Genomic DNA, 15,380 nt, shown 5'->3' on the forward strand with positions numbered 1-15,380 from the left:
GCGCGGCACCCTTTGCGGGGCGCCGCGCTTTTTCTTTGGATGCCGTGTTGCCGAAGGTCAGCGGTGCCGGTTCTTCCGGCACGCGGCCCCGTCGTTCATCGCGTCATTTCAATACCGCATCGAGCGCGCCGCGCAGTGCATTGGTCAGCAGCAGCGCCTCGGCGCGCGCCAGATCGTCGAGCGTGACGACGCGCTCCTCGGCGCCGAATGTGCGGTCGTCGAGCAGCACGCCGCGCATCACGCCCGGCAGCACGCCGCTCGACAGCGGCGGGGTCACCCACTGGCCGCCGAGCTTCACGAACAGATTCGAGCGCCCGCCTTCCGTCACCTCGCCGCGCTCGTTGACGAACAGCATGTCGAAGCCGCCAAGCGCCTCCGCCGCCTGCCATGCGCGGTCGTATTCGGCGCGGCGCGTCGTCTTGTGCAACAGCAGCGCGTCGTCCGTGCGGGTCGGTGCAAAGCCGTGCGCGGACGCGAGCATCACGCCGACCGGCCCGGCGGGCAGCGGTTTCAGCGTCGCGGCCGTGATGTCGACGGTGCCATCCTTCGCGAGCGCGAGCTTCATCCGGTACGGACCGTCGCCGTCGAGTGCCGCGCAGCGCGCGTCGATCTCGCGGCGCAACGCATCGGCGTCGAGGCGGAAGCCGAATGCGTCCGCGCTGCGCCGCAGCCGCGCGAGATGGCGCTCGAGATGCCGGATGCCGTCCGCACGCGTCGCGGCAGTGGTTTCGAACAACTGGAAGCCGGGATCGGCGTCGGTCAGGAATCGCGCTTTCAATTCGCACTCCGCATATTCGTCGGCGGCGACGCTGTCGAGCACGATGCCCGCGCCGACACCCATCGTGCCGCGCCGCCGGCCGACGGCGGCCGTTGCCGCGTCACGCGTGTCGATCGTTGCGGCGGCATCGACATCGACCGTCTCGAGCGTCAGCGTCCGGATCGCGACCGACAGGCAGAAATCGCCGCAGCCGGCCGCATCGTCGGGCGACGCATCGCCTGCCGATGCGCGTTCCGTCGGTGCGTCGAGCCAGCCGATCGCGCCCGTATAGAGCCCGCGCGGCGTCGACTCGATCGCGTCGATCAGTTCCATCGTCTTGTGCTTCGGCGCACCGGTGATCGATCCGCACGGAAACAGCGCGCGCAGCATCTGCGCGAACGTGGTGCCGTCGCGCCAGCCGGCCTCGACCGTCGACGTCATCTGCCATACCGACGCGTACGGTTCGACCGAGAACAGCGCCGGCACCCTGACCGTGCCCGTGCGCGCGATCCGCGACACGTCGTTGCGCAGCAGGTCGACGATCATCACGTTTTCCGCGCGGTTCTTCGGATCGTTCGCGAGGAACGCGGCGGCCGCCGCGTCGTCGCGCGGATCGGCCGAGCGCGGCGCCGTGCCTTTCATCGGCCGCGCGCGCAGCACGTCGCCGTGCTTCTCGACGAACAGCTCCGGCGAGCACGACACGACCCACGCACCGTCGGGCAGCGCGATCAGCGCGCCATAACGCACCGGCTGACGCGCGCGCAGCCGCCGGTACAGCGCGAGCGGCGTGCCGAACATGTCGAAATTCAGCCGGTACGTGTAGTTGATCTGGTACGAATCGCCCGCGCGCAGCGCGTCGTGCACCGCGGCGATCGCCGCGTCGAACGCGTCGCGCGACACGCTCTTCGCGACGTGCGCGACGCCCGCGATCGACGGCGGGCCGCCGCCGTCCTGCTGCGCGAGCCACGCGTCGACTTCGTCGCGCGACAGGCGCTCGCAGCGCGCATACAGCAAAAAGCGCAGCGGGGCATGGCCCGGCTGCGCTCTTTCGAGGTTGCGTCCGAATTCGTAATCGCCGACGACGACCGCATGCAGCCCGTCGCGCAGATCCTGCGCCACCGCCGCGTCGAGCTCGTCGAGCCGTGCCGGATCCGTGCACACGCGTTCGCGCACGAAACCGGAATACAAACGACTCGACCGCGCGGACGCGGTCGAGTCGCAATCGTCCAAGAGCGCGAACGACGCGCTCTCGTTGCCTTCAGTCATGCCGTTACTCGAAGAAGCTCTTCACCCGGTCGAACCAGCTCTTGCTCTGCGGGCTGTGACGCGCACCGCCCTCGGCCAGCGACTTCTCGAACTGCTTGAGCAGGTCGCGCTGCTGGTCGGTCAGCTTCACGGGCGTCTCGACCTGCACGTGTACGTACAGATCGCCCGCGATGCTCGAACGCAGACCCTTGATCCCCTTGCCGCGCAGGCGGAACGTCTTGCCCGACTGCGTGCCTTCCGGCACCGGGAACGTCGCACGGCCGGCCAGCGTCGGCACCTCGATCTCGCCGCCGAGTGCGGCGGTCGTGAACGGAATCGGCATCTGGCAGTGAAGATCGTCGCCGTCGCGCTCGAACACCGAGTGCGGCTTGATGTGGATCTCGACGTACAGGTCGCCCGGCGGCCCGCCGTTGATGCCCGGCTCGCCGTTGCCGGCCGAGCGGATCCGCATCCCGTCGTCGATGCCGGCCGGGATCTTCACTTCGAGCGTCTTGGTTTCCTTCACCTTGCCCGACCCGTGGCAGTGCGCGCACGGTTCGGGAATGTAGGTGCCGGTGCCGTGACACTTCGGGCAGGTCTGCTGGATGCTGAAGAAGCCCTGCGACATGCGCACCGTGCCCTGGCCGTGGCAAGTCGGGCAGGTTTCCGGCTTCGTGCCGGGCTTCGCGCCCGACCCGTGACAGACTTCGCACGACACCCAGCTCGGCACGCGGATCTGCGTGTCGTAGCCGTGCGCGGCCTGCTCGAGCGTGATTTCCATGCTGTAGCGCAGGTCGGCACCGCGATACACCTGCGGACCGCCGCGGCCGCCACGCGCGGCACCGCCCGCGGCCTGACCGAAGATGTCGCCGAAGATGTCGCCGAACGCATCCGCGAAGCCGCCGAAACCCTGTCCGCCCGCACCACCCATGTTCGGATCGACGCCCGCGTGGCCGTACTGGTCGTACGCCGCGCGCTTCTGGTCGTCCGACAGCATTTCATAGGCTTCCTTCGCTTCCTTGAAATGCTCTTCCGCATCCTTGCTGTCCGGATTGCGGTCAGGGTGATACTTCATCGCAAGCTTGCGATACGCCTTCTTGATTTCGTCGTCGCTCGCATTCTTCGCGACGCCCAGAACCTCGTAGTAATCCCGTTTCGCCATATCGATTCGCTGTGCCGTCGCGCGTCACGCACGCGGCGGCTCCTTTCGCCCGCAGTAAAGTCTCTCGACTCGTCTGGCGCTGCGCCGTCCGCGGACGGCTCGCGCAGCACCCGCCAAAAAACAAATGTGCCCGGAGGGCCGCGAAGCCCGCCAGGCGTGGAGTCGATCCGGCCATCCGGAAGGAAAGACAGACCGCTGTTCAGCCGCGCCGCGCGCGTGTCGCGCGCGGCGTGCGGTGCCATGGCAACCCGGCTTAGTCCTTCTTCACTTCCTTGAACTCGGCGTCGACGACGTCGTCCGCAGCCTGCTGCGCACCGCCCGCGTGGGCCGCGCCTTCCGCTGCACCCGCCGCGCCGGCCGCACCGGCCTGCTGCGCCTGCATGTCGGCGTACATCTTTTCGCCGAGCTTCTGCGAAGCCTGACCGAGTTCCTCGACCTTCGCGTCGATCGCCGCCTTGTCGGCCGACGTATCCTTCAGCACGTCCTCGAGCGACTTCAGCGCCGCTTCGATCTTTTCCTTCTCGCCCGCGTCCAGCTTGTCGCCGTACTCGGTGAGCGCCTTCTTCGTGCTGTGGACCAGCGCGTCGCCCTGGTTGCGCGAATCAGCCAGCTCGCGCAGCTTGTGGTCTTCCGCTGCGTTCGCTTCCGCGTCCTTGATCATCTGGTCGATTTCAGCGTCGGACAGGCCCGAGTTCGCCTTGATCGTGATCTTGTTTTCCTTGCCGGTCGCCTTGTCCTTCGCGCCGACGTGCAGGATGCCGTTCGCGTCGATGTCGAAGGTCACTTCGATCTGCGGCACGCCGCGCGGCGACGGCGGAATGCCTTCGAGGTTGAACTCGCCGAGCAGCTTGTTGCCTGCCGCCATCTCGCGTTCGCCCTGGAACACCTTGATCGTCACGGCCGACTGGTTGTCGTCCGCCGTCGAATACACCTGTGCGTGCTTCGTCGGGATCGTCGTGTTCTTGTTGATCATCTTCGTCATCACGCCGCCGAGCGTCTCGATGCCGAGCGACAGCGGGGTCACGTCGAGCAGCAGGACGTCCTTGCGGTCGCCCGACAGGACCTGGCCCTGGATCGCCGCGCCGACTGCGACGGCTTCGTCCGGGTTCACGTCACGGCGCGGATCCTTGCCGAAGAACTCCTTCACCTTCTCCTGCACCTTCGGCATGCGGGTCTGGCCGCCGACCAGGATCACGTCGTCGATGTCCGACACCTTGACACCGGCGTCCTTGATCGCGATACGGCACGGTTCGATCGTGCGCTCGACCAGATCCTCGACCAGCGCTTCCAGCTTCGCGCGGGTGATCTTCAGGTTCAAGTGCTTCGGACCCGATGCGTCGGCCGTGATGTACGGCAGGTTGATTTCGGTCTGCTGGCTCGACGACAGCTCGATCTTCGCCTTTTCAGCGGCTTCCTTCAGGCGCTGCAGCGCGAGCACGTCCTTCGACAGGTCGACGCCCTGCTCCTTCTTGAACTCGCCGATGATGTAATCGATGATGCGCTGGTCGAAGTCCTCGCCGCCGAGGAACGTGTCGCCGTTGGTCGACAGCACTTCGAACTGCATTTCGCCGTCGACGTCCGCGATCTCGATGATCGACACGTCGAACGTGCCGCCGCCGAGGTCATACACGGCGATCTTGCGGTCGCCCTTCTCGGCCTTGTCGAGGCCGAACGCGAGCGCGGCCGCCGTCGGCTCGTTGATGATCCGCTTGACTTCGAGGCCCGCGATACGGCCGGCGTCCTTGGTTGCCTGACGCTGGCTGTCGTTGAAGTACGCCGGCACCGTGATCACGGCTTCCGTGACCGGCTCGCCGAGGTAGTCTTCGGCCGTCTTCTTCATCTTGCGCAGCACTTCCGCCGAAACCTGCGGCGGCGCCAGCTTCTCGCCGTGCGCTTCGACCCATGCGTCGCCGTTGTCGGCCTTGATGATCGCGTACGGCATCAGGCCGATGTCCTTCTGGACTTCCTTCTCTTCGAAACGGCGGCCGATCAGGCGCTTCACCGCGAACAGCGTGTTCTTCGGGTTGGTCACGGACTGACGCTTGGCCGGTGCGCCGACGAGCACTTCGTTATCGTCCATGTAGGCGATGATCGACGGCGTCGTGCGCGTGCCTTCCGAGTTCTCGATGACCTTGACCTGGTTGCCTTCCATGATGGCGACGCACGAGTTCGTGGTGCCGAGGTCGATACCGATGATCTTTCCCATTTTTCCTAATCTCCAGAAATGCCTGTTTGCTGCGCGAAACCCCGCGTTTTTGGGCAGTTTCGCGCGCCAGAATTCAACTCTGTTCCCGAAATGCGTCCGGCCGATCCGTTTTCAAGACCCGCCGAGCGATGCGGATATTAAATTTTTTCAATCGACGCCGGTAGCCGGATCGTGCGGACCGTCGTCGCGGTCCGACGGCGTGCCGGCCGCCGCGGCGATCTTCGCGCGCGCCGCCGACACCGCCGCCTGGAACTGCGCGAGGCCATGCCAGCCGGTCGCGCGGCCGAGCCGCTTGCCACGGTGGAAAAAGACCCACGTCGGCACGCCGTGCAGGCCGAAGCGGCGCCCCAACTCATGATGTTCGTACACGTTGCAATGGAACCACTTCAGGTCCAGCGCGCGGATCGCGTCCGGCTGGGCGAGCATCGCCTTCTTCGCGATCTCGCAGTTGAAGCAGTCGACGCCCCAGAAGAACATCACCGCGAGCGCATCGCCGGCGCTGGCGATCCCGGCGTCGAACGTGTCGGCCGCCAGCGCCTGCATGTCGAACGCTTCGAACGCGGCCGGATCGACGCCGGCGGGAACCATTGCGGCAGCCTTACTTCGGCTGGGCGACCGTGACGAGCGCCGGGCGCAGCACGCGGTCCGCGATCGTGTAGCCCTTTTGGAGGACCGTCACGACAGTATTCGGCTCCTGATCGGCCGGCACCATCGAAATCGCCTGGTGCTGGTGCGGATCGAACTTCTCGCCGACCGGGTTGATCGCGACGACGCGGCCCTTCTCGAGCGCGCTCGTCAGCTGGCGCAGCGTCAGCTCGACGCCTTCGCGCACCTTCGTGATGTCGCCGGACGTGTCGCTGACGGCGGCCTCGAGGCTGTCCAGCACGGGCAGCAGATGCTCCGCGAAGCCTTCGATCGCAAACTTGTGTGCCTTCGAGACATCTTCCTGCGCACGGCGGCGGACGTTCTCGGTCTCGGCCTTCGCCCGGAGGAAGCTCTCCTGCAGCTCGGCGACCTTGGCTTGAGCCTCCGCGAGCGCCGCGTCGGCTGCTTCGGCGGCGGGAGCAGCGCCTTGCGCCGCCTGCTTCTCGCTGCCGATGTCTTCGGCCGATTGGGTAGCCGGGTTCTCTTGCGTGTTTTCCATGTCGCTGAAAGTCGATTAGAGGTTGAAGCCAAATCGGCAACCGCCGGACCGTATGCCGGCGGCACCGCACATTGTTGGTGCAAATAAGGGCGAAAACTGCGATTTCAAGGGGGTTATTCGCCGGCATTCGCCAATACCGCGAAACAACCGCGCTGCGCGTCGCCCGATTGCGCGCATTTGTCGCCAGATTGGACGAAACGGCCTGTAACAACGCTTACCAGGCAAGTACTAGCCCGGCACAGGGGGCTGCACTACACTCCACTCAAGCGTCGAGAAAGCGCGTTTACCCTAGCTTACCGCCGCCTGACATCCACCTGGCGCTGCATTCACCGTCCCATCGAGGCGAGTACCGTGAAACTGACCTTTGCCATATCGGTGGTCGCGCTGGTACTGATTGCCGGCACCACCACCATCTGCCTGTCCGGAGCCGTGACCGACCGCACGACCGAATACGGAAGCGCGCGGGCGACCTTCGACCAGATGTTCAGCTCCCACCAGAAAATCTGTCGATGATGCGCCGGTCGCGCTTGGTCGGCCGGCCGTGCAGTTCCGCCGCCGGCTCGCGATACGTGCGGCGCCGCTCCAGTTCGGCGAGCCGCGCGACGCGCCCCGCTTCCGTTTCCTCGTAAAGCGTCTGCGCGATGCTCGCGGGCCCGCGCACGTCGCAAATGCCCAGCACGGCAATGTGCCAGACGACACCGTCGATCGCAATCTCGACCTCGTCGCCGACGCGCACGTCCTTCGCCGGCTTGACGGCCGCACCGCCGATCTTCACGTGGCCCTTGTCGACCGCGTCGGACGCGAGCGAGCGCGTCTTGAAGAAGCGCGCTACCCATAGCCATTTGTCGATGCGCAGCTTCGCGCCGGGTTCCGTCGAAATCTTGTAGTTCATCGCGCTCAACTCACCGTTTCGGGCTGTGCGGCCTTCACCGGCCAGCCCTGCAGATTCTCGGCTACGATTTCGCCCACCGCGCCGATCCACGCGGGCGCGCCGTTCAGGCACGGAATCCGGTGGAAGGCCTGGCCGCCGCCTGCGATGAATTCGTCGCGCACCTCCATCCCGATCTCCTCGATCGTCTCCAGACAATCGGCCGTAAAACCGGGACAGAACACGTCCGCTCGCCGCACGCCGGCCTCACCGAGTTCGCGCAGCGTCGGCGCCGTGTACGGTTGCAGCCACTCGGCCTTGCCGAAGCGCGACTGGAACGTCACGCGGCACTCGAGCGTCGACAGCCCGAGCGCGGCCATCAGCAGCGCGCCCGTCTGCTGGCACTGTTCATGATAGGGGTCGCCCAGGTCGAGCGTGCGTTTCGGCACCCCGTGAAAGCTCAGCACGAGCTTGTCGCCGGCCGCGAAGTCGGGCCGGCCGTGCTGCGCCCAGTACTGGCGCACCTGCTCGGCGAGCGCATGGATGTAGGCGGGATGGTCGGCATATTGCCGCACCGTGCGCACTTCCGGCTGGTTGCGCATCCGCGCGAGCGCGGCGAATGCGGCATCGAACGCGGTCGCGGTGGTGGACGCCGAATATTGCGGATACATCGGCATCAGCAGCACGCGCTCGACGCCCGCGCGCTTGAACTGCGCGAGTGCCTGCGCAATGCCCGGGCTGCCGTAGCGCATCGCGTAGTCGACCGTCACCTGGTAGTCGTTCGATGCGAGCAGGTGGCGCACGCCTTCGGTCTGACGCTCGGTGTACACGCGCAGCGGCGAGCCCTCGGGCATCCAGACGGCCGCGTATTTCTTCGCGGACGCGCGGCCGCGCAGCGGCAGGATCAGCGTGCGCAGCAGCACCTGCCAGACGACCTGCGGGATTTCGACGACGCGGGGATCCGACAGGAATTCGGCCAGATAGCGCCGCACCGCGCGCGGCGTCGGAGCGTCGGGCGTGCCGAGATTGATCAGCAGCACGCCGATGCGATGGGCGGCCGCAACGCTCGAAGGCGGTTCAAGATCGAAACGCATGGGCAGGAACGTGCTCGGGGCACGCAGTCGGACGGCCCTCAATTATAGCGGGCCGCCTCGCTCGGGTCGGCTGGCCGTTCGGCCGACTGGCGGCGCACGCGGCGTCGCGGCACGATGGCGGAACGGTATCGGTTCGGGTTATTGCTGGCTCAGCGTGAGCGACAGCAGCCGCGCGGTGATGTCGACGATCGGAATCACGCGGTTGTACGCCATGCGGGTCGGGCCGATCACGCCGAGCGTGCCGACGATCTGGCCGTTCACCTCGTAGGGCGCGGTCACGACGCTCATTTCCTCGATCGGCACCAGCGTCGATTCGCCGCCGATGAAGATCTGCACGCCCTGGGCGTGGCTCGACACGTCGAGCAATTGCAGGAGGCCCGTCTTTTGGTCAAACACGTCGAACAGCTTGCGCAGCCGCGCCATGTCGGACGACAGATCCGCCACTTCGAGCAGGTTGCGCTCGCCGGAAATGAGCACGGTGTCCTCAGTGTCGGGCACCTCGGTGCTGGCCGTCACGGCCGCATGCATCAGCGTGGTCATGTCGCCGCGCAGCTGGTCGATCTCGTCACGCAGGCGGCGGCGCACCTCGTCGAACGACAACCCGGCGAAATGCGCATTGATGTAGTTGGACGCCTCGGTGAGCTGCGACGGCGAATAGTCGCGCGGCGTCGCGAGCATCCGGTTCTGCACGTCGCCCTCGGGCGTGACGATGATCAGCAGGATGCGCTTGTCCGACAGCCGCATGAACTCGATCTGCTTGAACACGTGGCTGCGGCGCGGCGTCAGCACGACACCCGCGAACTGCGACAGGTTGGACAGCACGCTCGCCGCGGCGGCCACCACCCGCTGCTGCGGTTCGCCGGCCTGCAGCGTGTTCTGCACCTGGCGCGCGACGGCCTCGGCATCGATCGGCGCCTCGACCGTCAGCATCGTGTCGACGAACAGGCGATAGCCGCGCGGCGTCGGCACGCGGCCGGCCGACGTGTGTGGGCTCGACACGAGGCCGAGCTCCTCCAGGTCGGACATCACGTTGCGGATCGTTGCCGGGCTCAGCTCGAGCCCCGAGTAACGGGACAACGTGCGCGAGCCGACCGGCTGACCGTCGGCGATATACCGTTCGATCAGGGTTTTCAGGAGGGTTCGTGCGCGAGGATCTAGCATGGTGGAAAATTTTAGCGCAACCGCGCGAGCACGGCGAGTGGCCGCGGCCACTGTCGCGCGGGCTGACCGATCCGGCCCCGTCTTCACACAGCCGGTTCTTTTCGTCAACGAGCTATGGTGTAATGCCGGCATGAAAACCGGTAATCAGTTCAATACTGTCGCGCTCGTGGGCCGGAGCAACACGCCCGGCATCGCCGAGCCGCTCGCCACGCTGGCTGGCTGCATCGCGAAGCTCGGCTTCGAGGTCGTGTTCGAAGCCGAAACCGCGCGCGAGATCGGCATCTCCGGCTATCCGGCGCTCACTCCGGCTGAAATCGGCGCGCGCGCGGACGTGGCGGTCGTGCTCGGCGGCGACGGCACGATGCTCGGCATCGGCCGCCAGCTCGCGCCGTACAAGACACCGCTGATCGGGATCAACCACGGGCGGCTCGGCTTCATTACGGACATCGCGGCGGCCGACATGCAGGCGCGCGTCCCGGTGATCCTGTCGGGCAAGTTCGAGCGCGAGGAGCGCTCGCTGCTCGAGGCCCGGATCGTGCGCGACGGCGAACCGATCTACCACGCACTCGCGTTCAACGACGTCGTCGTGAACCGCAGCGGCTTTTCCGGCATGGTCGAATTGCGTGCGTCGGTCGACGGCCGGTACATGTACAACCAGCGTTCGGACGGCCTGATCGTCGCCACGCCGACCGGCTCGACCGCGTACGCGCTGTCGTCGGCCGGGCCGATCCTGCACCCGCAACTCCAGGGCATCGTGCTCGTGCCGATCGCGCCGCATGCGCTGTCGAACCGGCCGATCGTGCTGCCCGACGATTCGAAGATCGCAATCCAGATCGTCGGCGGCCGCGACGTCAACGTGAACTTCGACATGCAATCGTTTACCGCACTGGAGCTGAACGACACGATCGAGGTGCGCCGCTCGAAGCATACGGTGCCGTTCCTGCATCCGGTCGGCTACAGCTATTACGCGACGCTGCGCAAGAAGCTGCACTGGAACGAACACGCATCGAACGAAGACGACAAGGCGTCCTGACGCACCCGAGCCCGACACCATGCTTCGCCACCTCTCGATTCGCGACTTCGTCATCGTCGCCGCGCTCGATCTCGAATTCGACAGCGGCTTCACCGTCTTTTCCGGCGAAACCGGCGCCGGCAAATCGATCCTGATCGACGCCCTCGCCCTCGCCCTCGGCGAACGCGCCGACGCGAGCGTCGTGCGCGCCGGCTGCGGCCGCGCCGACATCACCGCCGAATTCACGCCGCACGACCGCGTCGCGCGCTGGCTCGACGAACACGCATTCGACGCCGAGGACACCGTGATGCTGCGCCGCGTGATCGACGCGAACGGCCGCTCGCGCGCATTCATCAACGGCACCAGCGCGACGCTCGCGCAGTTGCGCGAGCTCGGCGAGATGCTGGTCGACATCCACGGCCAGCACGCGCACCAGCTGCTGATGCGCCCCGATGCGCAGCGCGAGCTGTTCGATACGCACGCGGGGCTCGTCGCCGATGCCGCGAACGTCGCACGCGCGTGGCGCGTCTGGCGCGACGCGACGCAGGCGATCGACGCCGCGAAGGCGCACGAGCGCGAACTGCAGCTCGAACGCGAGAAGCTCGCATGGCAGCTCGCCGAGCTCGACAAGCTCGCACCGCAACCGGGCGAATGGGACGAAGTCGGCAGCGAGCACAAGCGCCTGTCGCATTCGGCGAACCTGATCGCCGGCGTGCAGGGTGCGCTCAACGCGCTGTCCGAGGCCGACGACGCGATGCTCCCGCAGCTCGGCGCGATCGTGTCGAAACTGCGCAGCCTGGCCGACTACGACTCGGGGCTCGGCGACGCGCTCGCATCGCTCGAACCGGCCGAGATCCAGCTGCAGGAAGCCGTCTATTCGCTGTCGCACTACGCGCAGCGCCTCGATCTCGACCCGGCCCGGCTCGCGCAGGTCGAGACGCGCCTCGACGCGCTGCACTCGACCGCCCGCAAGTTCCGGCTGCCGCCCGACACGCTGCACGAGGAACATGCGGCACGCCGCGCGCAGCTCGCCGCGCTCGACGCAGCCGCCGATCTCGGCGCGCTCGAGGCCGCGCAGGCCAAGGCATGGGAAGCCTATCTCACCGACGCGAAACACCTGTCGAAGGCGCGCGCGCAGGCCGCGAAGGCGCTCGGCACGGCCGTCACGGCGGGCATGCAGGAACTGTCGATGGCAGGCGGCAGCTTCGAAGTCGCGCTCGTGCCGCTCGCCGACGGCGGCCCGCACGGGCTCGAGCAGGTCGAATTCCGGGTCGCGGGGCACCCCGGCGTGCCGCTGCGGCCGCTCGCGAAAGTCGCGTCGGGCGGCGAACTCGCACGGATCAGCCTTGCGCTCGCGGTGATCGCGAGCGCCGCCAGCCCGACGCCGACGCTGATTTTCGACGAAGTCGACACGGGCATCGGCGGCGGCGTCGCCGAGGTGGTCGGCCGCCTGCTGCATCAGCTCGGGCGTGACCGCCAGGTACTGTGCGTGACGCACCTGCCGCAGGTCGCCGCGCGCGGCGACCATCACTTCCAGGTCGCGAAGGGTGCCGACGACCGCGGCGGCACCGTCTCGTCGGTCGTCCCGCTCGACAAGGCGAGCCGGGTCGAGGAAGTCGCCCGCATGCTCGGTGGGCTCGAGATCACCGCGACGACGCGCAAGCACGCGAAGGAAATGCTGGCGGCCTGACGCGGGCACCCGGGTCGCGAATGAAACAAGACCGGCGCATGCGCCGGTCTTGTTTCATCGGCAACAGCGGCCGCCCGATCGCACCCGCCCTGCCCCGGTGATTCGAACGCTCGATTCCAACGCCCGACTCAAACACCCGTTTCGACCGCGCCGAACACCCGCTCCCACAACGCCGTCACGGCCGCCCGCTCGTCGGCCACCAGCGCCGGATCGACCCGCGCCTTTTCCATCCCGTCGAGCCGCAGCTTGTGCTGCAGCTTCCGGTACTTGCGGTACGCGGCGCCGACACGTTCGGCTTCGTCCTCGCCCATCAGCCCGAACCGGGCGACCTCGCGCAGCAGCGCGATGTTGCCGGTGTTGCGGATCAGCTCGGCATCGCTCGACGCATGCAGCAGCACCCAGTACTGGACGATGAATTCGATGTCGACCATCCCGCCGCGATCGTGCTTCAGGTCGAACAGGTCCGTCTGGTTCGGGTGGCCGGCGAACACCTTGCCGCGCATGTCGACGATCTCCTTCGCGAGCACCGCCCCATCGCGCGGCGTCGTCAGCACCTGCTGGCGGATCGCCTCGAAGTCCGCGCCGATCTGCGTGTCGCCCGCGCTGTAGCGGGCACGCGTCAGCGCCTGGTGCTCCCACACCCACGCGGTGTTCGCGGCGTCGCCCTCGCGCAGCTGGTAGCGGCGGAACGCGTCGAGATCGGTCACGAGCAGTCCGGCCTCGCCGTTCGGCCGCAGCCGCAGGTCGATGTCGAACAGCGCGCCCGCGCCGGTCGCGGTCGTGAGCCACGTGATCAGCCGTCGCGTGAAGGTCGTGTAGACGTCCGCCGAGCGCTCGTCGGGGTCGTCGTACAGGAAGATCAGGTCGAGATCCGACGCGTAGCCGAGCTCCTTGCCGCCGAGCTTGCCGTACGCGATCACCGCGAACTTCGGCACGTCGCGGTGGCGCTTCGCGAGCTGCGACCAGACCACCTCGATCGTCACGTCGAGCACCGCGTCGGCGAGCTCCGACAGACGATCGCTCACGTGCTCGACCGACAGCTGGCCCGCCAGATCGATCAGCAGGATGCGGAACACCTCCGCGTGCTGCGCATGCCGCAGCAGGTCCATCTGCTGCTCGGGGCCGTCGGCGGCCGTCAGGCGCGCACGCAATGCGTCCTTGAACGCCGGCCAGTCGAACGGGCTCGCGATCGCTTCGTCGTCGAGCAGTTCGTCGAGCAGTTGTGGATGGCGGATCAGGTAGCCGCCGCCCCAGCGCGTCGCGCCGAGCACCGACAGCACGCGATCGAGCGCGGCCGGATACTCGGTCAGCAGCGCGAGATAGACGCCGCGCCGGCTGACCGTCTCGAGCAGGTCGAACAGCCGCACGATGGTGTCGTCGCGGCGCGCGGCGTCGATCCGCGGCGCGGCCTCGAGCGCGCGCTGCGCGACGCTGTCGAAGCGTTGCCGGCTCTTTTCCGGCAGGCCCGCGTAGCGCGACGACTGCCAGATCGCGCGCAGCCGCGCGAGCACGGTCGCCGGATCGCTGAAGCCGAGGCCGTCGAGGCGCGCGCGCAGCGCGTCGTCTTCGCCGTCGTCGGCGAGCGCCCCGCTCCAGATCCACGACGCAGTGGTGTCCTCGCCCGCCGCGCAAGGGCCGCCGTTCGCCTTGTCGGCAAAGATCTGGTCGAACTGCGCCTCGACGAAGGTGCGGTAGCCGTCGAGCACCGTCATCAGCGCCGCGTAGTCGGCAAAGCCGAGCGACGCGGCCAGCGCCGCGCGCTCGTTCGGATCGACCGGCATCGCGTGCGTCTGCGCGTCGTCGCGGTACTGCAGCCGATGCTCGAGCGTGCGCAGGAAGTTGTAGGCGTCGGTCAGGCGCTCGCGCACGTCCTCGCCGATCAGCCCACGCGCCTGCGCATGGCGCAGCACCGCGAGCGTCGGCCGCACGCGGAATTCCGCATCCTGGCCGCCGCGGATCAGCTGGAACACCTGCGCGGTGAATTCGATCTCGCGGATCCCGCCGCGCCCGAGCTTGATGTCGTCGGCCTTGTCGGGCCGCATCGACGCGCGGCGCGCGGCTTCCTGGCGAATCTGCTGGTGCAGCGAACGGATCGCGCCGATCACGCCGAAGTCGAGATAGCGGCGGTACACGAACGGCTTGACGATCGATTCGAGCTGCGACTCGAGCCGCCGCGCCGCGTCGCTGTCGCCTTCCGACACGAGCCGCCCCTTGATCCACGCGTAGCGCTCCCATTCGCGCCCCTGCACGTAGAAATATTCCTCGAGCATCCCGAGGCTGCACACGAGCGGCCCCGAATCGCCGTTCGGGCGCAGCCGCATGTCGACGCGAAACACGTAGCCGTCGGCCGTGACTTCGGACAGCACGCCGATCAGGCGCCGGCCGAGCCGCGTGAAGTATTCCTGGGTGGACAGCGGCGAGCGCGTGCCGCCGGCCGTCTCGCCATCGTCCTCGTAGACGAAGATCAGGTCGATGTCGGACGACACGTTCAGCTCGCGGCCGCCGAGCTTGCCCATCCCGACCACGCCCAGCACGACGCGCTGGCCGTCGGCGCCGCGCGGCTCGCCGTACATCGCCTCGAGTTCGGCCGACAGCAGCGCGAGCGAGCGCTGCACGGCCACCTCGGCGAGATCGGTCATCGCGGACGTCACCTCGGCGACATTCGCGACGCCCCGCAGGTCGCGCTCCGCGACCGCGCCGAACACCTCGACACGCAACTGCCGCAGCGCGCGCTTCAGTTGCTCGTCGCCCGGCGCGGCCGCGCCGGCCGGCGAAGCGAGCAGTTCGGTCAGGCGCGCGTCGAGCTGCGCGCGGGCGAGCGGCGCGGCGGCCCACGCGGCGATCTGGTCGGACAGCGCGGGACGCGCGGCCACCGCGCGGGCGATATAGCGGGAGTAGGACGGGCTGATCAGGGCGGAAGCGTCGGTCATCGAAAAGCGGGCCTGGCGGTAAGGCCCGCCGCCGCGGGAGAACGCTTGCGCGCCCCGCCGCCGACAGGCCCCGTGGACTCGGCGCGGTGTCGCGACGCGGATGCGCCGCCG

General features: G+C 67.8%; 12 protein-coding genes. 3 read left to right on the forward strand and 9 right to left on the reverse strand.

Annotated elements, in window-relative coordinates:
- Nucleotides 1-103: 103 nt before the first annotated feature.
- From WS46_RS00830 to grpE, 5 genes are all read right to left on the reverse strand, one after another.
- A complete protein-coding gene (locus WS46_RS00830; RefSeq protein WP_059689044.1) occupies nucleotides 104-2,023 on the reverse strand; it encodes a chorismate-binding protein in 1,920 nt (639 codons plus the stop codon).
- A gap of 4 nt (nucleotides 2,024-2,027) precedes the next feature.
- Nucleotides 2,028-3,164: a molecular chaperone DnaJ gene (gene dnaJ, locus WS46_RS00835; protein WP_059535417.1), complete on the reverse strand. Its 1,137-nt coding sequence runs from the start codon at nucleotides 3,162-3,164 to the stop codon at nucleotides 2,028-2,030.
- 253 nt (nucleotides 3,165-3,417) lie between these two features.
- Nucleotides 3,418-5,370: a molecular chaperone DnaK gene (gene dnaK / locus WS46_RS00840; protein WP_059535415.1), complete on the reverse strand. Its 1,953-nt coding sequence runs from the start codon at nucleotides 5,368-5,370 to the stop codon at nucleotides 3,418-3,420.
- A 147-nt stretch (nucleotides 5,371-5,517) separates the two neighbouring features.
- The gene (locus tag WS46_RS00845) at nucleotides 5,518-5,958 is read right to left on the reverse strand and encodes a thioredoxin family protein (RefSeq protein ID WP_059689045.1); all 441 of its coding nucleotides are present in this window, start codon (nucleotides 5,956-5,958) and stop codon (nucleotides 5,518-5,520) included.
- 10 nt (nucleotides 5,959-5,968) lie between these two features.
- Nucleotides 5,969-6,514: a nucleotide exchange factor GrpE gene (gene grpE / locus WS46_RS00850; RefSeq protein ID WP_059465453.1), complete on the reverse strand. Its 546-nt coding sequence runs from the start codon at nucleotides 6,512-6,514 to the stop codon at nucleotides 5,969-5,971.
- A gap of 351 nt (nucleotides 6,515-6,865) precedes the next feature.
- Between grpE and WS46_RS35885 the strand changes: the two genes are divergently transcribed.
- The gene (locus WS46_RS35885) at nucleotides 6,866-7,027 is read left to right on the forward strand and encodes a hypothetical protein (protein ID WP_006476841.1); all 162 of its coding nucleotides are present in this window, start codon (nucleotides 6,866-6,868) and stop codon (nucleotides 7,025-7,027) included.
- Here the strand turns inward: WS46_RS35885 and WS46_RS00855 are convergent.
- The 3 genes from WS46_RS00855 to hrcA form a co-directional block, all read right to left on the reverse strand.
- On the reverse strand, nucleotides 6,999-7,406 hold the full coding sequence (locus tag WS46_RS00855) for an RNA-binding S4 domain-containing protein (RefSeq protein ID WP_059689046.1): 408 nt from the start codon (nucleotides 7,404-7,406) through the stop codon (nucleotides 6,999-7,001). The genes WS46_RS35885 and WS46_RS00855 overlap by 29 nt on opposite strands.
- A 5-nt stretch (nucleotides 7,407-7,411) precedes the next feature.
- A complete protein-coding gene (gene hemH, locus WS46_RS00860) occupies nucleotides 7,412-8,476 on the reverse strand; it encodes a ferrochelatase (protein WP_059535410.1) in 1,065 nt (354 codons plus the stop codon).
- A gap of 138 nt (nucleotides 8,477-8,614) precedes the next feature.
- Entirely contained in the window at nucleotides 8,615-9,637 is a 1,023-nt protein-coding gene (gene hrcA / locus WS46_RS00865) for a heat-inducible transcriptional repressor HrcA (protein WP_011544637.1), read from the reverse strand.
- Between the two features lie 130 nt (nucleotides 9,638-9,767).
- Here hrcA and WS46_RS00870 point away from each other — a divergent pair, with 130 nt between their 5' ends.
- Complete coding sequence (locus tag WS46_RS00870; RefSeq protein WP_059535408.1) at nucleotides 9,768-10,670, forward strand: NAD kinase; 903 nt, start codon at nucleotides 9,768-9,770, stop codon at nucleotides 10,668-10,670.
- 19 nt (nucleotides 10,671-10,689) lie between these two features.
- The gene (recN, locus tag WS46_RS00875) at nucleotides 10,690-12,339 is read left to right on the forward strand and encodes a DNA repair protein RecN (protein WP_059535406.1); all 1,650 of its coding nucleotides are present in this window, start codon (nucleotides 10,690-10,692) and stop codon (nucleotides 12,337-12,339) included.
- Nucleotides 12,340-12,467: 128 nt separating this feature from the next.
- Here the strand turns inward: recN and glnE are convergent, their stop codons facing one another.
- On the reverse strand, nucleotides 12,468-15,269 hold the full coding sequence (gene glnE / locus WS46_RS00880; RefSeq protein WP_059689047.1) for a bifunctional [glutamate--ammonia ligase]-adenylyl-L-tyrosine phosphorylase/[glutamate--ammonia-ligase] adenylyltransferase: 2,802 nt from the start codon (nucleotides 15,267-15,269) through the stop codon (nucleotides 12,468-12,470).
- Nucleotides 15,270-15,380: the final 111 nt, after the last annotated feature.

Source organism: Burkholderia sp. RF4-BP95 (genome assembly GCF_001521985.1).
Classification (GTDB): Bacteria; Pseudomonadota; Gammaproteobacteria; order Burkholderiales; family Burkholderiaceae; genus Burkholderia; species Burkholderia diffusa.